At 65.5% G+C, this 17884-nt stretch carries 17 protein-coding genes; 10 read left to right on the top strand and 7 right to left on the bottom strand.

The genetic code is table 11. The features are described from left to right. Positions 1–89: 89 nt before the first annotated feature. Complete coding sequence (locus C8J36_RS21010) at positions 90–881, bottom strand: creatininase family protein (RefSeq protein ID WP_132537303.1); 792 nt, start codon at positions 879–881, stop codon at positions 90–92. After that, entirely contained in the window at positions 878–1312 is a 435-nt protein-coding gene (locus tag C8J36_RS21015; protein WP_245506683.1) for a RidA family protein, read from the bottom strand. The genes C8J36_RS21010 and C8J36_RS21015 overlap by 4 nt, the downstream gene beginning before the upstream one ends. Positions 1313–1484: 172 nt before the next feature. On the opposite strand from C8J36_RS21015, the gene C8J36_RS21020 reads away from it, so the two are divergent. From C8J36_RS21020 to C8J36_RS21060, 9 genes are all read left to right on the top strand, one after another. Then, positions 1485–2486, top strand: coding sequence for an ABC transporter substrate-binding protein (locus C8J36_RS21020; RefSeq protein WP_132537304.1), 1002 nt, complete (start codon positions 1485–1487; stop codon positions 2484–2486). A 67-nt stretch (positions 2487–2553) separates the two neighbouring features. Then, a complete protein-coding gene (locus tag C8J36_RS21025) occupies positions 2554–3378 on the top strand; it encodes an ABC transporter ATP-binding protein (protein WP_132537305.1) in 825 nt (274 codons plus the stop codon). Between the two features lies 1 nt (position 3379). Next, entirely contained in the window at positions 3380–4216 is an 837-nt protein-coding gene (locus tag C8J36_RS21030) for an ABC transporter permease (RefSeq protein ID WP_132537306.1), read from the top strand. Positions 4217–4221: 5 nt separating this feature from the next. Continuing rightward, positions 4222–5517 (top strand): cytosine deaminase, encoded by a 1296-nt coding sequence (locus C8J36_RS21035; protein ID WP_132537307.1) that lies wholly within the window; start codon positions 4222–4224, stop codon positions 5515–5517. Continuing rightward, positions 5514–6914 carry an FAD-binding oxidoreductase gene (locus tag C8J36_RS21040; protein WP_132537308.1) on the top strand — a complete coding sequence of 467 codons (1401 nt, stop codon included), beginning with the start codon at positions 5514–5516 and terminating at the stop codon, positions 6912–6914. Before C8J36_RS21035 ends, C8J36_RS21040 begins: the two co-directional genes overlap by 4 nt. Before the next feature lie 3 nt (positions 6915–6917). Beyond that, positions 6918–7523, top strand: a complete 606-nt coding sequence (locus C8J36_RS21045; RefSeq protein WP_062593905.1) for an NAD(P)H-dependent oxidoreductase — start codon at positions 6918–6920, stop codon at positions 7521–7523. Positions 7524–7570: 47 nt separating this feature from the next. Continuing rightward, the gene (locus C8J36_RS21050) at positions 7571–8530 is read left to right on the top strand and encodes a LysR family transcriptional regulator (RefSeq protein ID WP_132537309.1); all 960 of its coding nucleotides are present in this window, start codon (positions 7571–7573) and stop codon (positions 8528–8530) included. Between the two features lie 79 nt (positions 8531–8609). Further along, positions 8610–9083, top strand: coding sequence for an RNase H family protein (locus C8J36_RS21055; RefSeq protein WP_245506676.1), 474 nt, complete (start codon positions 8610–8612; stop codon positions 9081–9083). A gap of 175 nt (positions 9084–9258) precedes the next feature. Further along, positions 9259–9888: a hypothetical protein gene (locus C8J36_RS21060; protein ID WP_132537368.1), complete on the top strand. Its 630-nt coding sequence runs from the start codon at positions 9259–9261 to the stop codon at positions 9886–9888. 134 nt (positions 9889–10022) lie between these two features. Here C8J36_RS21060 and C8J36_RS21065 read toward each other — a convergent pair whose 3' ends face one another. The 5 genes from C8J36_RS21065 to C8J36_RS21085 form a co-directional block, all read right to left on the bottom strand. Beyond that, a complete protein-coding gene (locus tag C8J36_RS21065; RefSeq protein ID WP_132537311.1) occupies positions 10023–12164 on the bottom strand; it encodes a beta-galactosidase in 2142 nt (713 codons plus the stop codon). A gap of 35 nt (positions 12165–12199) precedes the next feature. Next, positions 12200–13336, bottom strand: coding sequence for an ABC transporter ATP-binding protein (locus C8J36_RS21070; RefSeq protein WP_132537312.1), 1137 nt, complete (start codon positions 13334–13336; stop codon positions 12200–12202). 27 nt (positions 13337–13363) lie between these two features. Next, entirely contained in the window at positions 13364–14215 is an 852-nt protein-coding gene (locus C8J36_RS21075) for a carbohydrate ABC transporter permease (RefSeq protein WP_062593918.1), read from the bottom strand. After that, positions 14215–15099, bottom strand: coding sequence for a sugar ABC transporter permease (locus C8J36_RS21080; protein WP_132537313.1), 885 nt, complete (start codon positions 15097–15099; stop codon positions 14215–14217). The genes C8J36_RS21075 and C8J36_RS21080 overlap by 1 nt, the downstream gene beginning before the upstream one ends. Before the next feature lie 128 nt (positions 15100–15227). Continuing rightward, complete coding sequence (locus C8J36_RS21085) at positions 15228–16502, bottom strand: ABC transporter substrate-binding protein (RefSeq protein WP_132537314.1); 1275 nt, start codon at positions 16500–16502, stop codon at positions 15228–15230. Between the two features lie 201 nt (positions 16503–16703). Between C8J36_RS21085 and C8J36_RS21090 the strand changes: the two genes are divergently transcribed. Further along, positions 16704–17858 carry an ROK family protein gene (locus C8J36_RS21090; RefSeq protein WP_132537315.1) on the top strand — a complete coding sequence of 385 codons (1155 nt, stop codon included), beginning with the start codon at positions 16704–16706 and terminating at the stop codon, positions 17856–17858. Positions 17859–17884: the final 26 nt, after the last annotated feature.

The following is a 17884-nucleotide window of genomic DNA, read 5'->3' on the forward strand; positions in this document are numbered from 1 at the left end:
CAGTCCGGCAAGTCCTCGACCCTTTGCAGGCGCGGAGACAATGGTCGTTCGCCGGCTAAAAAATGGCCGGTTGCAACCTCAGCTGCAGCCTAGACCGGCAAGGGCGCTTTGCGCATGTCCTGCAGCAGCGTCACCAGGCCTCGGGCCTGATGGTCGGCCAAAGCCTGTCCCTTGTCGCGCGTGGCTTTCGCGGCTTCGCCGACGGCGCCATGGGGGTTGAGGTCGCTGGCGATCCAGGCATAGGCATGATTGCCGGTGGCGCGCAGCAGCGCAAACGTCTCCTCGTCCCTTTCGACGACGGAGGCGAAATTCTCGGCCTTCTCCATGTCGATCGCCTGCGGGCGGAAATGGAGGATCAGCGAGGTCTCGGCATCGCCGCCATGGATGCCGAAGCGGTTCTCGACATCCGAAAACAGGCCGTCCGGCTTGCCGAAACGCGACCACGAGGTTTTCGCGACCAGCATGCCGGCGGTCACGCGCAGTTCGCGGGCGACGATGCCCATGACCTCCTCGTTGCCGCCATGCGCATTGACGATGACGAGCTTGCGGATGCCGGCGCAGGCGACCGACTGTCCGAGCGCCAGCCAATGCTCGATCAGCACGGTTGCCGGAATGGTCAGCGTGCCCGGCGCATGCAGGTGCTCGTTCGATTTGCCGACGGACTGGATCGGCAGGATGCGCACATCGAGATCCCCGGGCAGCAGCGGGATCAGCGTCTTCAGCATGCCGCGCGCAATCGTCGCGTCCGTGCCGCAGCCGAGATGCGGACCGTGCTGTTCGGTGGCTGCGATCGGCAGCAGCGCGATCGTCTCCATCGGGTCGATGCCGGTGAAATCCGTGGTCGCGAAATCGCCCCACCAGACCTTGCGCGCTGTGCTCATGCCGCTGCTTCCTCTGCCGTCGTGCGGGTGGTGTCGCAGGGCGGCGCTGCGGCCACCACCTCGATCTCCACCAGGAATTCCTCCCGCGTGAAGCCGCCGACGATCATCAGGGTGGAGGCAGGCGGATGGTCGGCAAACAGCCGGTCGCGCACGCGCATATAGGCCGCCATGTGCTCGCGGGCCGACACATAGGCGTTGATCCTGACGACATGCGCAAGCGTCATGCCGGCGCAGGCGAGGATGGCTTTCACATTGGCAAAGCAGATGTCCGCCTGCGCCTCGCAACCGGAGGGCACTGTCCCGTCGGGCGCAAGACCGAGCTGCCCGGAGGCGAACACCAGCCGGGCGCCGGCCATCACCTCGACGCCATGACTATAGGCGGCGAAGGGGGGTGCGATATCCGGGACCGCCACCGGGTGGCTGGCGGAGATGCCGCAAGAGGGAGCCGCCGAGATTTCCGAAAAAATGCCTTGCAATTGTGCATGCCTCTTTTAGTATCATCGTATTCCGCTGATACTCTACACATTAGAAGGCCGAATACCACAGATTTCATCAGCTCAACTTATTCCCGCCGCTCCCTGGCCCCCGAAGGACCCTGTCGCCATGCCGAACGTCTCCGTCTCTGCATTCCTTCTTTCCCTCGCCCTCTCGGCCGCGCCGGCCCTGGCGGCGGACAAGGTCACCTTCGGCACCAACTGGCTCGCCCAGGCCGAGCACGGCGGCTACTACCAGGCCATCGCTGACGGCACCTATGCAAAATACGGGCTCGACGTCAGCATCCGCCAGGGTGGCCCGCAGGCTGCCAACCGCAACCTGCTGATCGCCGGCCAGATCGATTTCTACATGGGCGGAACGCTCGGCTCGTTCGATGCGGTGGCCGAGGGCATCCCGCTCGTCACGGTCGCGGCCATTTTCCAGAAGGATCCGCAGGGCATTATCGCCCATCCCGATGCGGGAATCGATACGTTTTCCGATCTGGCCAAGGCCAAGACGATCTTCATGGGCAAGGAAGGCTATACGACCTACTTCTCGTGGATGAAGGCCAATTTCAAGGGCTTTTCCGACGAGCAGTTCAAGCCCTACCAGTTCAATCCCGGCCCGTTCCTCGCCGACAAGACCTCCGCCCAGCAGGGCTACATCACGTCGGAGCCCTTCGAGATCGAGCGCCAGGCCGGCTTCAAGCCAAAAGTCTTCCTGCTCGCCGATGCCGGCTACGACCCCTATTCCACGACGATCGAGACGCAGACAGCGCTGGTCGAGAAAAACCCGGATCTTGTGCAACGCTTCGTCGATGCGACGGCGATCGGCTGGTACAACTATCTCTATGCCGACAACAAGGCGGCCAACGCGCTGATCAAGACCGACAATCCCGACATGAGCGACGAGCAGCTCGCCTTCTCGCTCGCCAAGATGAAGGAATTCGACGTGCTGGAATCCGGAGACGCCAAGGCGGGCGGCATCGGCTGCATGACGGATGCGCATTACAAGGACTTCTACGATAAAATGGCCGCCATCGACGTCGTCAAGAAGGACCTCGATTTCAAGAAGTCCTATACGTTGCAGTTCACCTGCAAAAAGGTCGGAATGGACCTGAAGAAGTCCTGATCCGATGCGGCGGGCACTCACCCCAGCAACACCGGACGACACAACACCGGATAAGGCTGCCCCGGCAATGACGGGTCCAGTGGCCGGGGCCTCCTCCTCCCGCAGCGTCGTGTCGCTCAGGGACGTGACGAAGCGCTTCTCCAACGGCACGCTCGCCCTCTCGCGAATGACGATGGACATCCGCATGGGCGAGTTTGTCAGCCTGCTCGGCCCCTCCGGCTGCGGCAAGTCGACGGCGCTGCGGATCATCGCGGGTCTCGGAAGGCCGTCGCAGGGCACGGTTGACTGGCCCGCCTCGCGGATCGAACGCGACGGCCGGCCGGATGCCGATGTCGGCTTCGTCTTCCAGGAGCCGACGCTGATGCCGTGGAAGCCGGTGTTTGACAATGCCTATCTGCCGCTGCGGCTGAAGGGCGGTTCGAAAGGCGAGGTGCGCGACCGGGTGATGGCGGCGCTCGAAACCGTCGGCCTCAAGGATTTCGCCAAGGCCTATCCACGCGAATTGTCCGGCGGGATGCGCATGCGGGTGTCGATCGCCCGCGCGCTAGTGACCGATCCGAAGCTGCTGCTGATGGACGAGCCCTTCGGCGCGCTCGACGAGATCACCCGCCAGAAGCTGAACGACGACGTGCTGCGTCTCTGGAACGAGAAGGATCTGACCGTGGTGTTCGTCACCCATTCCGTCTTCGAGGCCGCCTATCTCTCAAGCCGCATCGCCGTCATGGGCGCGCGGCCCGGCCGCGTCGTCTCCGACATGGTCCTGCCGCGACCGGAGGGACGGGAGAGGGACGAGGCGTTCCGCCTGTCCGAGACCTATGGCGATCTCTGCCGCACGGTCTCGCAGGCGCTGGCCGGCGCGATGCATGCGCCGCCCGCCGGTGAGGGAGCCTGAGATGACCGGCGTTTCCGCAGCCGTGCCGGCCGGGCTGGCAAAGACCGCGCGCAGCCGCGACCGTCTTCTCCGGCTGGCCGTTCCCGCCATCATGCTCGGGCTGACGCTGCTCGCCTGGGAGGTCTATGTCCGCGTCAACGCCGTGCCGCCCTATATCCTGCCGGCCCCGAGCCTGATCGCGCGCACGCTGGTGAAGGACTGGGGCACGCTCTATCCGGCGCTGCTCGTCACGCTGCGCATCACCTTCTCCGCGCTCATCCTCGCACTGATCGGCGGCACGCTTCTCGCCGTCCTCCTCGTCCAGTCGCGCTGGGTAGAGCTGGCGCTCTACCCTTACGCCGTGATCCTGCAGGTCACGCCGATCGTCGCCATCGCGCCGCTGATCCTCGTCTATGTCTCCTCGACGCAGGTGGCGATCATGATCTGCGCCTTCCTCGTCGCGTTCTTCCCGATTTTGTCGAACATGGTGCAGGGGCTGAAGAGCGTCGATCACAATCTGCTCAATCTCTACGACCTGTATGGCGCGACCCGCTGGCAGCAGCTGCGCCTGCTGAAACTGCCGGCGGCCTTGCCCTATTTCATGACGGGGCTGAAGATCGGCGGCGGACTGTCGCTGATCGCCGCCGTCGTTGCGGAATTCGCGGCGGGCTCGGCCGGCGCAGGCTCGGGCCTCGCCTTCCGGCTGCTGGAGGCGCAGTACCGCTTGAACATTCCCCGCCTTTTTGCTGCCCTGGTGCTGCTGTCGGCGACCGGCGTCGCCATCTTCGCACTGACCTCGATCCTGGCTTGGCTGGCGCTGCGGCGCTGGCACGAAAGCGCTCTGGCGCGGGAGAATTGAGCCTCATGACGTCCCTGAACCCCGACAGTCCCGCCCTCCTCGTCCGCCGCGGCCGCATCGCCGGGCCGGACGGTTTCTCCCCCGTCGATCTGCGGCTGTCGGAGGCGCGCATCGCGGCGATCGCGCCGGCGGGCACGCTTGCGCCCGAGCCGGGCGAGACCGTGCTCGAGGCCGACGACGGCATCGTGCTTCCGGCCTTCGTGGATCTGCACACCCATCTCGACAAGGGCCACATCACGCCGCGCCAGCCCAATCCGGACGGCAGCTTCATGGGCGCGCTGACGGCGGTGTCCGCCGATCGTGTCGCCAACTGGACGGCCGCCGATGTCGAGGCGCGGATGGAGTTCGCCCTGCGCTGCGCTTACGCCCACGGGACGGCGGCGATCCGCACGCATCTGGATTCCGCACCGCCGCAGCACGGGATCTCCTGGCCGGTCTTTGCCCGAATGCGGGAGAGATGGGCCGGACGGATCGAGCTTCAGGCAACCGCCCTCTGCGGCCCCGACCATCTGCTGGACACGGCGCTGGTCGAGGCGCTCGCCCAGACGGCGAAGGCGCATGGCGGGTCGCTCGGCGGGGCGATCTCGGTGTTCGACAATGCGGGTGAGGCGATCGCCAATCTTATCGATGCCGCCGGCCGCCATGGTCTCGATCTCGACCTGCACATCGACGAAAGCGGCGACAGCGCCTCGCGCAGCCTCTCGGTGCTCGCCGACAGGGTGATTGAGACCGGCTTTTCCGGCCGTGTGCTCGCCGGCCATTGCTGCTCGCTCGCGGTGCTTGCGGGCGAGGACGCGAAGGCGACCATCGCGCGGGTGGCGGAGGCCGGCATCGCGGTCGTGTCACTGCCCATGTGCAACCTCTATCTCCAGGACCGCCTGCCAGGGCGCACGCCGCGCTGGCGGGGCGTCACGCTGCTGCGCGAACTGAAGGCGGCCGGCGTCGCGGTGTCGCTAGCGTCCGACAATACGCGCGACCCCTTCTATGCCTATGGCGATCTCGACATGCTGGAAGTGCTGCGCGAAAGCGTGCGCATCGGCCATCTGGATCACCCCGCCGACAGGCTCGCCGACTGGTTTTCCGCGATTGCCGCCGTGCCGGCACGGACCGGCGGCTTTGCCTATGGCGGCACGCTTGCTACCAGCGCCCCGGCCGATCTCGTGGTCGTGCGCGCCCGCACGCCCGGCGAGCTCTTCTCCCGCCCGCAGGCAGACCGCACGGTGATCCGCGCCGGCGCGGTGATTTCCGCAAGGCTTCCCGACTATCGCGACCTCGACCCCATTCTCGGAGTGACATCATGACGCTCGACGCTTTCCGCAACGCCATCGGCTCCATTGCGGTCGAGGACAATCCGAAGCTCGTCCAGAAGAAGAGCCGCGATTTCTACTGGTACTCGCCGGTGCTGAAACGCCAGCTCGACCATGTCACGGCGGACCTGATCGTCACGCCGAAATCGGAAGAGGAGGTGGTGGAGGTTCTCGCCGCCGCCTATCGTCACGACATCGCCATCACCCCGCGCGGGGCCGGCACCGGCAATTACGGGCAGGCCATGCCGCTGTCGGGCGGCGTCGTGCTCAACCTTGCGGACATGAACCGGATCATCGAGACCAGCCCGGTGCATGTGCGCGCCGAGACCGGCGTCATCCTCGAGAAGATCGACCAGCAGACCCGGGTGGCGCATGGCAGCGAGATCCGGTTCTTCCCCTCGACCTACCGCACGGCCACCGTCGGCGGTTTCGTCGCCGGCGGTTCCGGCGGCGTCGGCTCTATCCGCTGGGGCGGGCTGCGGGCGCTCGGTAACATTCTCGGCCTCACCGTCGTCACCTGCGAGGAGACGCCGCGGGTGCTCAAGATCGAGGGTGCCGACATCCTGAAGGTCGCCCATGCCTATGGCACCAACGGCATCATCACCGACGTGACCCTGCCGCTGACCGCCGCCTATGACTGGATCGACAGCCTCGTCGGCTTCCCCGACGTGATGGCGGCGACCCGTTTCGCCGAGGCGCTGGCCTGCCAGGATGGCATCCTCACCAAGGAGATCGCCGTCGTCGCATCGCCCGTCGCGCATGACTATTTCCCGCATTACCGCCGCTTCTTCGCGCGCGACACCTCGCTCGTCGTCGTCATCGCAGCGCCGCACGCGATGGACGCGCTGGCGCTTCTCGCCACCCATCACAAGGGCGATCTGATGTTCCGCTCGGACACCGTCGCGCCGGAGGACAAGCGCCAGTTTCCGCCCGTCTACGAGCTCTGCTGGAACCACACGACCATGCGTGGCCTGAAGGTCGATCCCTCGATCACCTATCTGCAGACGCAATATCCCGACTTCGACCATGTCCGGCGCATCCACGAGATGCTCGGCGACGAGATGCCGCTGCATCTGGAGATGATCCGCTTCGACGGCCGCATCGTCTTTTCCGGCCTGCCGATCGTGCGTTTCACCACCGAGGAGCGGCTGGAGGAGATCATCGCCATCCACGAGACCAACGGCTGCCTCGTCTTCAATCCGCACCGCTACACGCTGGAAGAGGGCGGCATGAAGCGTACCGATGCGGGCCAGTTGGCCTTCAAGGGCGAGGCCGATCCGAAGGGGCTGCTCAACCCCGGCAAGATGGTTGCCTGGGAAAACCCGGACTATGATTTCAGCGCCCGTCGCGGCTGGGTGTTTGCCGGCCTGCAAAGCATGGACGCGGCGTGAGCCATGGCGCGCATCCTTCTCATCCACGCCCACCCGGTCGAGACCAGCTACAGTGCGCAATTGCGCGACGTCGCCCGAAAGGCGCTGGAGGAGCAGGGGCACGAGATCGACCTGCTCTCGCTCTATGACGAGGGATTCGATGCGGTCCTGTCGCGCGAGGAGCGGCTGAACTATCACGACGAGGCGATCAACATCACCCCGGCCATCGCGCCCTATGTCGCGCGCGTCCGCGCCGCCGATGCGATCGTGCTCGTCCATCCCGTCTGGAATTTCGGGCTGCCGGCCATTCTCAAGGGGTTCTTCGACCGGGTCTTCGTGCCGGGCGTCGCCTTCACCCTGGCGAGAGGCGACAAGGGCAAGCTCGTCCGCATTCTGCACAATGTCCAGTCGGTCGCGGTCATCACCACCTATGGCGGCCCGCGCTTCCGGGCCATGCTGGTCGGCGACCCGCCACGCAAGGTCGCACGCCGCGTTCTCTGGGCGATCTTCCGCCCGAAAAAACCTGTACGCTATCTCGCACTTTACAATATGAACGGCAACGGGGTGGCCGAACTCGATGCCTTCAAGGCGAAGGTCGCCGCGGCGATGTCGACATTCGCGGCGCTCTAGCGTGCCTCGGCGAGACGGCGATCGGCGGAAGGGCGGGAAGAACGCAGATGGCAGGCAGTATCGAACCGGCGATCACGGACGGCCTGGAGGGCGGCGAGCGGCGGCGCGGCGAGCTCGACATTCGCCAGTTGCGCGTGCTCAAGACCCTTCTGTCGGAAGTCAGCGTCTCGCGGACGGCCGCGATCCATGGCCTCAGCCAGCCGGCCGTCAGCCTGACGCTGCGCCGCTTCCGCTCGCTGACGGGCGATCCCCTCCTCGTGCGCAGCGGCACGGGCCTTGCCCCAACCCCGCGCGCGCAAGACATGGTCGCCCTGATCGACCGGGTCCTCGACGATATCGATCACCTGGTCGGTCGTGAAGCCGATTTCGAGCCGGAGACCTCGGAACGGGTGGTGCGGATCGTCGCGGCGACGAGCTTCACGCCGTTCCTCGTGCCGCGCCTCGTGCAGCATCTGCGCCGGCACGCGCCCCGCATGGTGCTGGAAATGCTGCCCATGCCCAGCATCGCCGCCCTCCAGCAGCTTCTGGACGCGGGCGAAGTCGATATCGTTCTGGCCCACCGCCAGCCGAACTCTCCCCATCTGCGCGGCGAGACGCTGACGGAATGCCAGACCGTCTGCATGCTCGACCCCGGCCATCCCCTCGCCGGCGCCTCCCGCATCGCCATGGCGGACTATCTCGATCTCGAGCACCTGTCGCCCAACCCGCCCTCCGGCGCCGCCGTCAGCCCGATCGACGGACGCCTTGCCGAGCTCGGTCTCTCCCGGCGCATCCGCGCCAGCCTGTCGGAATATGCGCTGGTGCCCATGGTGCTGGCCGGCAGTGATCTCGTCTTCACCACCACCAAGCCCTTCGCGGACCAGTTCGCCGCGCGCTCTCACATCGCCGTCGTCGATGCGCCGGAAGAGTTCGGCGTCATGGCCATCTATCTCTTCTGGCACGAGAGGGTCCACCACTCGACCTTCAACGCATGGCTGCGCGGCCTCGTCAGGGGCATGCTCAATTAGGGCTGTTCAGATCGCCGATGATGGCGTCATCGATCCTGACGACGGCATCTTTGAGAGAGAGAGAGAGAGAGAGAGGGACGTGATCGACATCTATGCAGACGGTTCCTTTCGGCCGAAGACCGCGACAGGTGGCTGGGCCTTCGTGGCGTTCCAGAACGACCGCGAGATCCATCGGGCGCAGGGGTTTGCGCGCGGGCTGTCGAACAACACGTTCGAGCTTCGGGCTGTTCTGGAAGCGGCGCTCTGGATCGGGACAAACTGGGCCGGCGCTTCTGCCACGATCTGGACGGACTCGCGCCAGACGGTGACGGCCTGTCATGCCGCCCGGGCGATCTGGCGAAACAATGGCTGGCGCCGTCTGGAGGCGAACCCGAAGAAGCGGAAGCGCCTCATACAGGATGTGGCGTTGTGGCAGGCGCTCGACCGTCAACTCACAGCCAATCCCCGCATTGAAATCGCATGGTGTCGCGGACATGATGATATCGTCGGCAACGAACTGGCCGATGCCCTGGCGCGGACGGCGGCAATGGCATTAAAGGTCAGCAGCGGCTGAAGCATGTCGCGCCAAAGCGTGTCGCGGTTGCGATAAACCCCTGTGTGAGACGGAGGATCTGACGCGCAACGCGCAGATACGGAAGATCGCGATAAGCCCCCCGACGGGCACGGCCGGGATGTGCGCGCGCAATGGCCGCGTTGACTTGAGCGGATCCGCGACCCATGTCACCGGGATGTCGAAGCGCGAGAAAGATGATGTCGAACTCCTGAGGACCTGGGCCTTGCCGTCCGCCGCCACGCTCGGCTCGTCGGTGCGCGCAAAGGGTCTTCTCCTCGAACTGCGGGCCCGCCTGCCCGCGTCCTCGAAGAAGCTGCTCGTTCTCGACGGCGGCGAGCTGGTGCTTGCGATGCCGGCAAAGGCCAAGACCGAATTCCATGCCGCAGCCGCCATCGTCTCCTCCGCCATGAAGGCGATCGAGAGCCTGCCGGTGATCCCGCGCGAGATCGAAGATATCCTGACGATCAAGCCGGGCGAGCGACATCGCTGGCTGGCAGATGGCCGGCTTCCGAGCGCGGGCACGCGCACGGTCCGGCTGGCGGGCCGCGCGAAGAAGATCACCTTCCATGTCTTCGATGCGAAAATCGTCGAAGAGCTTCTGAACAGCGGTGTCGTCGACGAATGGCGAGACGAGGACAAGGCGGCCACGGCCGAGAACCGGCGCCGCGCCGCCTACAAGGCAAAACTGACGCGTTCCCTGAGAAAGGCCGAGACTGCCGCGCCACGTTCGACGCCGGGACCGGATGAGCCCTCGGCGGCGCTGGAGGACTGGGACGCGTTCGGACGCGACGGGCTCCTGCGCTGATCGGCGCGAGACAATCGGCACAGGCTGTCGCCGTGCAAGCCTTGATTGTCGGGGCCAGTCGAAGCCGTGCAGATCCTGAACGCCGGGCCTCGGGCTTCAGGATGTCCAGGCCCGTGACGCGGAGCGCTTGCGCCTCAATCGGGGAGCCGAACGACGGCGCATCCGTAAGGTCCGAGCGATAGATGCCCGGAAATGGCTTCGCCGGTCAGAAGGTCGGTGCCGGCCGGAAGGTCCGTCAGTTCGGTCGACGCCGCCTCCGTGTTCAGAAGGAACAGGAGCGTGCGGCCGTCGCCCTCGCGCAGGGTGGCCTCGACGTTTGCCGGCAGGTTCGGCACGAGCGGCGCGATACCGACATCCGCCGAGAGCTGACCGACCAAGGCCTGAACGAGCGCATCCGTCAGGTAGGTGCCGACATAGATCGCTTGGCCCTTCCCCACCCGGCGCCGGGAGATGGCCGTGCGGCCGCCGAGAAACCGGTTGCTCCACTGGCCGATCGTTTCGACGTCCGGATCCGTTTCGAAGACCTCGTAGAGATGCGCCGCGTCATATTCCGCATTGCCGATGGTCAGACGATAGCCGCGCCGGGCCGAGCTTGCAGGCAGACGCCGGGCCGGAACGTGGAGCCCGAATTCCGGGCCCGGCATGCCGAAGAGACCGTCGGCGCCGGGTTCCGCCACACGTCCGAATTCCTCCACGCGCACGCCGCAGAGGGCCGAGAGGCCAGGTCCCGGCGCAAGGGTGCGTGGAATATGATTGTTCTCGTCCCGCGTTCCGGTCATCGCGCCGACCACCAGCGTGCCGCCATTGCGCACGAAGGCTTCGACATTCGCGTCCCATTCGCTCTTCCACATCACCCAATGTGGGATGTAGAGCAGCTTGACGCGCGAGAGATCGTCGGCCGGGTGAATGAACCCGCAGGCGATGCCGGTCTCGTAGCAATAGCGGTGCAGCCGGGTTCCGTCCTCGAGCGGGCTCGGCAGGCCCATGGGATAGGTCTTGTAAGCCTCCTGATTGTCGAAATCGGCACCGGCGATGGCGATATCCATGCGCACGGTCGTGCCCAGCAGATCCTGCCTGATGCGGGCGATATCGCCGGCAAATTGCATCGCCTCGCGATAGCGCCGGCGGGGAACGTCGTCATGGTCGATGATGCCCATCCAGTAGATTTCGGCGCCGAAATGCGCCGGCCTCCAGCGGAAGAACAGAAGGCCGTCGGCGCCGCGCGCCACGGAACTCAGCGCCATCCGCCGCATTTCCCCCGGCTCCGGGGTCATGGTGGAGAAGCCGGGCTGGCTGCCGAAGCCAGACGCCTGTTCCGGCACGATGAAGTTGCCGCTATAGGCGCGGCAGACATCGAGATGCAGGGCCTGCGTTGCCGCGTGGCCGCCGGTGCGGCGCATCTCGTCGTAGAGCATCGGGTAGATATCGAAGCCGATGAAGTCGAGATCCTCGCCGAACGGGCCGCGGAAGTCGATATCCTCCAGCCGGCCGAGATTGTGAAAGACGAACCAGTCCGGATTGACCGCGCGCAGGATCTCGACCTGATCGTGCTGGAACGCGGCGGTCGCGTCGGCCAGAAACCGGTGGTAGTCCTGGACATGGCCGGGGCTCGGGAATCCGGGATTGGCGGCGTGGGGCGCGGTGATCTGGTCGAAGCCGTCATAGGCCGTTGCCCAGAAATTCCCGCCCCAGGCGACGTTCAGGGCGTCGATGCTGTCGTAGCGGCGTTCCAGATAGGCGCGGAACGCCACCTGCGTCTCCTGCGAGTAGGAGGTCGAGACCGTCGTGTTCAGCTCGTTGTCGGTCTGCCAGCCGATGATGTGCGGGTTGTCGCGGTAATGATCGGCCAGCGCCCGGGTAATGCGCCGGCTATGGACACGGTAGACCGCGCTGTTGGTGTCCGCGTGCTGGCGGGACCCATGGGTCGCGACCCTGTCGCGCTCGTCGACGCGCAGCACGTCCGGATATCGCGCCGTCAGCCAGCGAGGCGGCGTGGCGGTCGGGGTGCAGAAGATCGTCTTGATCCCGGCCGCGCCCAGGACGTCGATCGCGCGGTCGAACAGAGCAAAGTCGAACACGCCCTCGCTGGGCTCGAACAGGTGCCAGGCGAATTCGCCCAGTCGGACGACGTTGAAACCGGCCGCCGCCATGCGCTCGGCATCGCTCTGCCAGAGCGCCTCCTCGATGTGCTCGGGATAATGGGGAACGCCCAGCAGGAACTGGTCGAGATTGAGCGGGCGCCAGACCGAGAGGGGGGCCGGGGGAGTGCGCTTCATGGGATCTGTCCTCGTCGATGCAGGAAATAGACGTATCAGAGGCGGGCGACGGGCTTCGGTGCGGAGACCGTTCGTCCGTCGGCGCCAAAGAGGTAGGTGTCGCGCGGCTCGAAGCCGATCACCACCGGGGCCCCGGGCCGGAACGGCGTGACATCGCCGATCTGGACGGTGAAGGCGCCGGTGCCGCTGTCCGAATTGCTGGTGGTCAGGCTTCCCGCGTCGGCGTACAGGATGGTCTCGCGGCCGAGATGCTCGACAAGCCGAACCTCCGCGGGAAACGTCACGCTCGACCGGATGTCCTCGAGCGTCAACTTCTCGGGCCGGATGCCGACCGTGACATGCTCGCCGACCTGGACCCGGCCCTCGAGCTGGCCGAAGGGGATCGACATGCCGCCCTCGCATTCGACGACGGCCCCGCGACCGTCGGCCGTCCGAACGGTCCCGTCCACGAAGTTCATCCGCGGCGCGCCGAGGAAGCCGGCGACGAACAGGTTGACCGGATTGTTGTAGAGTTCCAGCGGCGCGCCGACCTGCTCGATCCGACCCTTGTTCAACACCACGATGCGGCTCGCCATGGTCATCGCCTCGACCTGGTCGTGCGTCACATAGATCATCGTGGAACCGAGCCGGGCATGCAGCGTCGAGAGTTCGACGCGCATCTGCGTGCGCAGCGCCGCATCGAGATTGGAGAGCGGCTCGTCGAACAGGAACACGTCGGGCGAGCGTGTGATGGCGCGGCCGATCGCCACGCGCTGGCGCTGGCCGCCGGAGAGCTGTCGCGGCCGCTTGTCGAGCTGCTCCTCCAAGCGCAGGATGGCCGCCGCGCGCGCGACGGCGGTCTCGATCTCCGCTTTCGGACGCTTGGCCATGCGCAGCCCGAAGCCCATGTTCTCGGCCACCGTCATATGCGGATAGAGCGCGTAGGACTGGAAGACCATGGCAATGCCCCGGTCGCCGGGCTCCTCCTTCGTGACGTCGCGGTTCTTGATGAGCAGGCGCCCGGAGGAGATACTCTCCAGTCCGGCGATCGTCTTCAGCAGCGTCGATTTTCCGCAGCCGGAGGGGCCGACCATGACGGCGAACTCGCCGTCCTCGATCGTCAGGTTGATATCGCGCAAGGCATGATAGCCGGCATAATGTTTTTCGATGTTCTGGAGTTCAACGCTCGCCATCGCGGAGCCATCCTTTGCGGTGTCTGCTCACCCCTTCACCGCGCCGACGGTCAGTCCGGCGATGAAGTGGCGTTGCATGAGGAAAAACATGAGGACCGGGGGCACGGCGACGATGACGGTCGCGGCGGAGACGAGGTTCCAGGCCGAGACATATTCGCCCCGCAGGTTGCTCAGGCCCGCCGTGACCGGCTTCACGGCATCGCTCTGGGTCAGCACGATCGCCCAGAAATAATCGTTCCAGACGAAGGTGAAGGTGAGGATCGCAAGCGCAGCAAGCGCCGGGCGCACCAGGGGAAGCACGACGTGGACAAGCGTCTGGCCGGGCGAGGCCCCTTCGGAACGGGCCGCCTGGAAAAGCTCGTCCGGCAGCGCGGCGATGAAGTTGCGCATGAACAATGTCGCAAACCCCGTCTGGAAGGCCACATGGAAGACGATCAGCGCGGCATAGGTATCGTAGAGGCCGAGCGCCACCATGAGATCGCGCACCGGGATCATCATGATCTGCGCCGGAAGGAAATTGCCGCCGACGAAAAGCGCGAAGACGAGGTTCGCGCCAGGGAACCGGTGGCGCGACAGCACGTAGCCGGTGAGCGTGGACAGCACGAGCACGCCCACGACGGAGGGCAGCGTGATCACGAGGCTGTTGACGAAATAGCGGGCCATGGCAGTCTGGGTGAAGACGGCCGTGTAGTTCTCGATGAGGTTGAAGCTCTTCGGCCAGCCCCAGTAATTGCCGGCCATGACCTCCTCGAAGGAGCGCAGCGACGTCACCATGACGGTGAAGAGCGGCAGCAGCCAGAGGAGAAGAACGAGCGAGACGAGGCCGATATAGACGCCGCGACGCAGGGGGGCTGTGGGCGGAATGGGGCGAGGATACATCAGGCGTTTCCTTCTTCCACCTTGAGGAGCGTGCGGAGATACCAGACGATGAAACCGGCCATGATCACGAACAGGACGGTTGCGATCGCCGCGCCATAGCCGAAGCGGTAGGAGAAGATCGACTGCTCGTACATCTGGTAGGCGAGCACGGTGGAGGAACCGAACGGGCCGCCGGACGTCATGACCGCGACCATGTCGAACGAGCGCAGCGCCCCGATGACGGTGACGGCGAGCGCGATGAAGCTCACCTCCCGCAGCTGCGGCAGGATGACGTTCCAGAGCATGGCAAAGCCGCGCGCCCCATCCACCCGCCCTGCCCCGATCAGCTCCTCGTTGAGATTGTTGAGACCGGCCAGAAACAGCACGAGGCAGAAGGCGACCTGCGGCCAGAGCGCGGCCATGACCACCGCCACGGTGACGAAGGTCTCGTCCGACAGCAGGGCCGGCGCGGTCGCGCCGAACGCGTTGAAGATCAGCGCCAGCAGGCCGAAGGTGGGATCGTAGACCCAGGTGAAGACGACGCCGACCGTGACCGAGGCGAGCACGAGCGGGATGAAGAACAGCGACTTCACGATCCGCATGCCGGCAATCGGCTGGTTGAGCATCAGCGCCAGCGCAAGCCCCAGCGGCGGCGCGGCCATGAACATCACGAGCCAGATGACATTGTTCTTCAGCGACACGAAGAATTGCGGATCGTCGATCAGCTGCCGGTAGTTGTCGAGACCGACCCAGACCATGGCGCCGACGCCATCCCACTCGTGGAACGAGACCCAGATCGTCTGGAGCGACGCGAAGATGATGACGACCCCGAACAGCAGGATCCCCGGAAGAATGAAGAGCGTGGGTGCCAGCCAGCTGCCATGGCGCCGCCAGAGTCGTGACATGTCGATCTGCTTCTGTGTGAGAGCGATAAGGGCCTGAGCGTCTTCAAGCTCGGAAGACGGATCGGGCGAAGAGGTTAGACCCCTTCGCCCGAGCGGCGGCGCCAGGGAGAGCGGCGGCCGCGGTTCGCCTATGCTTTGAAGACGCGCTTGCGCGTCGCTTCGAGGCGCGTCAGGATCTGCTCGCGCCGCTCCGGCTTCACCATGAACTCCTGAAAGCCCTTCAGGCCTTCCTGCGCCATGTCCGGATCCGTGTCGCGATCGTAGAACTGGGCGGTTCCCTTCACCGACTTCAGGCTTTCCACGGCGGCGTTCACCAGCGGATCGGCACTTGGCGGGCAATCGCTGCGGGGCGGCACGGCGCCTTCCGGCGCAAGATAGGCCGCCAGGTTTTCGGGCTGGTAGAGGTAGGCGAGGAACGCCCGCGCGCCCTCCTTGTTCTTGGCGTTTTTCGGAACGTGGACGGAATTCAGCGCGAAATCCTCATAGCGCGGAAGACCGGGGGTGATCTCCGGAAAGGGCGCGAAGGCGATCTGGCCCTGCTCCTCAGGCGGAAAGCCGTATTTCACGAAGCCTGCGAGATCCATCATCGCCGCCTTCTTCTGCGCCAGCGCGGCGGCGGCCTGCTCCCAGCCGGAAGAGGTGTGGTTCGGCGTGAACAGGCCGGCCTTGATCAGCGCCTCCCACTTGTCGAAGACGGGCGTCAAGGCGGGGTCGGTATAGGCCATGGTGCCGTCCATCAGGGCCATGTGCTTTTCAAGCCCGTTGATGCGCAGGTTCATGTGATCGAACCAGCCGGCGGCGGGCCACATCTCCTTCGTGCCCATGCTGACCGGCACCATGCCGGCGGACTTCGCCTTGTCACCGAGCGACAGCAGGTCGTCGTAGGTCGCAGGCGCCGTCCAGCCCTTCTCGGCAAACACGTCCTTGCGATAGAACAGCCCCCACAGCAGGCCGCCGAGCGGCAGGCCGTATTGCTTGCCGTCCACCGTCACCGCACTGGTCGAGGTGCCGAGGACGTCCTGATATTTTTCGCGCGCAAAGAGGTCGGAGATGTCGTCGAACAGATCCCGCTTGACGAAGGCTTTCATGCGGTTGCCGGAAAACCAGAAGCAGATGTCGGGCGCACCGACGACGAGATAGCTGCGGATGGCGGTCTTGTGCGCCTCGTGGTCCATATTGTTGATGACGACCTTGGTCCCGCTCGCCTTTTCGAATTCGCTGGCAAGGCGCTGAAGCACCTCGCGCTGCGGGGCGTTGGCGATGTTGGAAATGATCGTCAGTTCTTTGGATTGTGCGAGCGCCGGACGGCCAAGAATAGCCGCGGACGCCATCAGGCCGCCCGCGCCGATCATGAAGGTCCGTCGCGATGGTGCAAAATCAGGCTGAATATCGGTCAAACGCATAGTGGCTCCTCCCACGACAGGTCCATCCGCGCGATCGCTGGTCGCGATCACGATCGGGTCTCTTTTGTTCGAGATCGGCAACCGCCCCGAGGCCGACGACGCGTCGTTGCAGCCTGCTCCCTCGATTGCCAATGCGGAAAAGCTAGCCTATCTTCCCATGTCAGACAAGACTTAATTTACGAAATTAATTAAAGGGAAGACATGCGCGGCGGCCCCACGACATCTCGAGCCATCAACCGGAGACTGATCCTCCGTCTCCTGCGCCAGCAAGGTCCCGTCTCCCGGGCGGAACTGGCCTCGCTCACGGGCCTCAGCGCTGCCGCGGTGACCTTCGTGGTCGCCGAGCTGATCGAAGAGGCACTGGTCATCGAGCGGGAGGCCGTCGTCGGCGCGACGGGACGCCGGCCGACCCCGATCGATATCAACTACGAGGCGCATCTGACGGTCGGCTTCAAGCTGCATCGCCACCACATCGAGTGCGTGTTGACAGACCTTGCCACGACCCCGCTGATCGCCTCCGACGTCGACATCTGCGACCCGGCGCCGGCTGCCATCATCGAGACGATCGCCGCGACCATCCCCCACCTGTTGCAGCGGGCCGGACGAGCGAGCGACGCGGTGGTGGGGATCGGCGTCTCCATTCCCGGCGAGATCAACCCGGCAACCGGCATCTGCCTGCAAAGCCCGCGCTTCGGCTGGCGCGATCTTCCCTTCGCCGAGATGCTGGCCGAACGGGTTCATGCACCCGTCTGGATCGATGACGACGTCAACGCCTTTGCCGTCGCGCAGCGCCTGTTCGGCGCCGGCCGGACGCATCGCAACTTTGCAGCCCTTGCCATCGGCGCCGGGATCGGCTGCTCGCTCGTCATCGACGGCAAGATCTATCACGGAAGCCGGAGCGCGGCCGGCAAGCTCGGGCACACCATCTCCGTGCCGAACGGGCGCCTATGCGAATGCGGCCGCCACGGCTGTCTCATGGCGCACGCCGCCGAGCCGTTCATGCTGGACGAATGGACCCGCCTCACCGGACAGGCGATCGCGTGGGAACCCTTCGTGGAAGCCGTCCAGGCCGGCGACGACAAGGGGCTTTCGATCGTGGCGGACGCCGGAAAGCGCATCGGCCGCCATCTCGCCGACATGGTCAACCTGTTCGATCCCGAAGTGATCGTCGTCGGCGGAGAAGCCGTCGCCTTCGGCGAGGCGCTCCTCGGCCCCATCCGCTGCGAGATGGAGGCGCGCACCTTCTTCTCCAATCCCAAGCTCGTGCCCGATTGGGTCCCGAACTCCTGGGCACGCGGCGCCGCGGCCCTGGCAACGCAGGCCGTGTTCGATTTCGAAAGCGTATCCAGCGGTTAGACAACGGCCGCCGGAGCGACGATCGG

This window comes from Rhizobium sp. PP-F2F-G48 (genome assembly GCF_004342335.1).
Lineage (GTDB): Bacteria > Pseudomonadota > Alphaproteobacteria > Rhizobiales > Rhizobiaceae > Ferranicluibacter.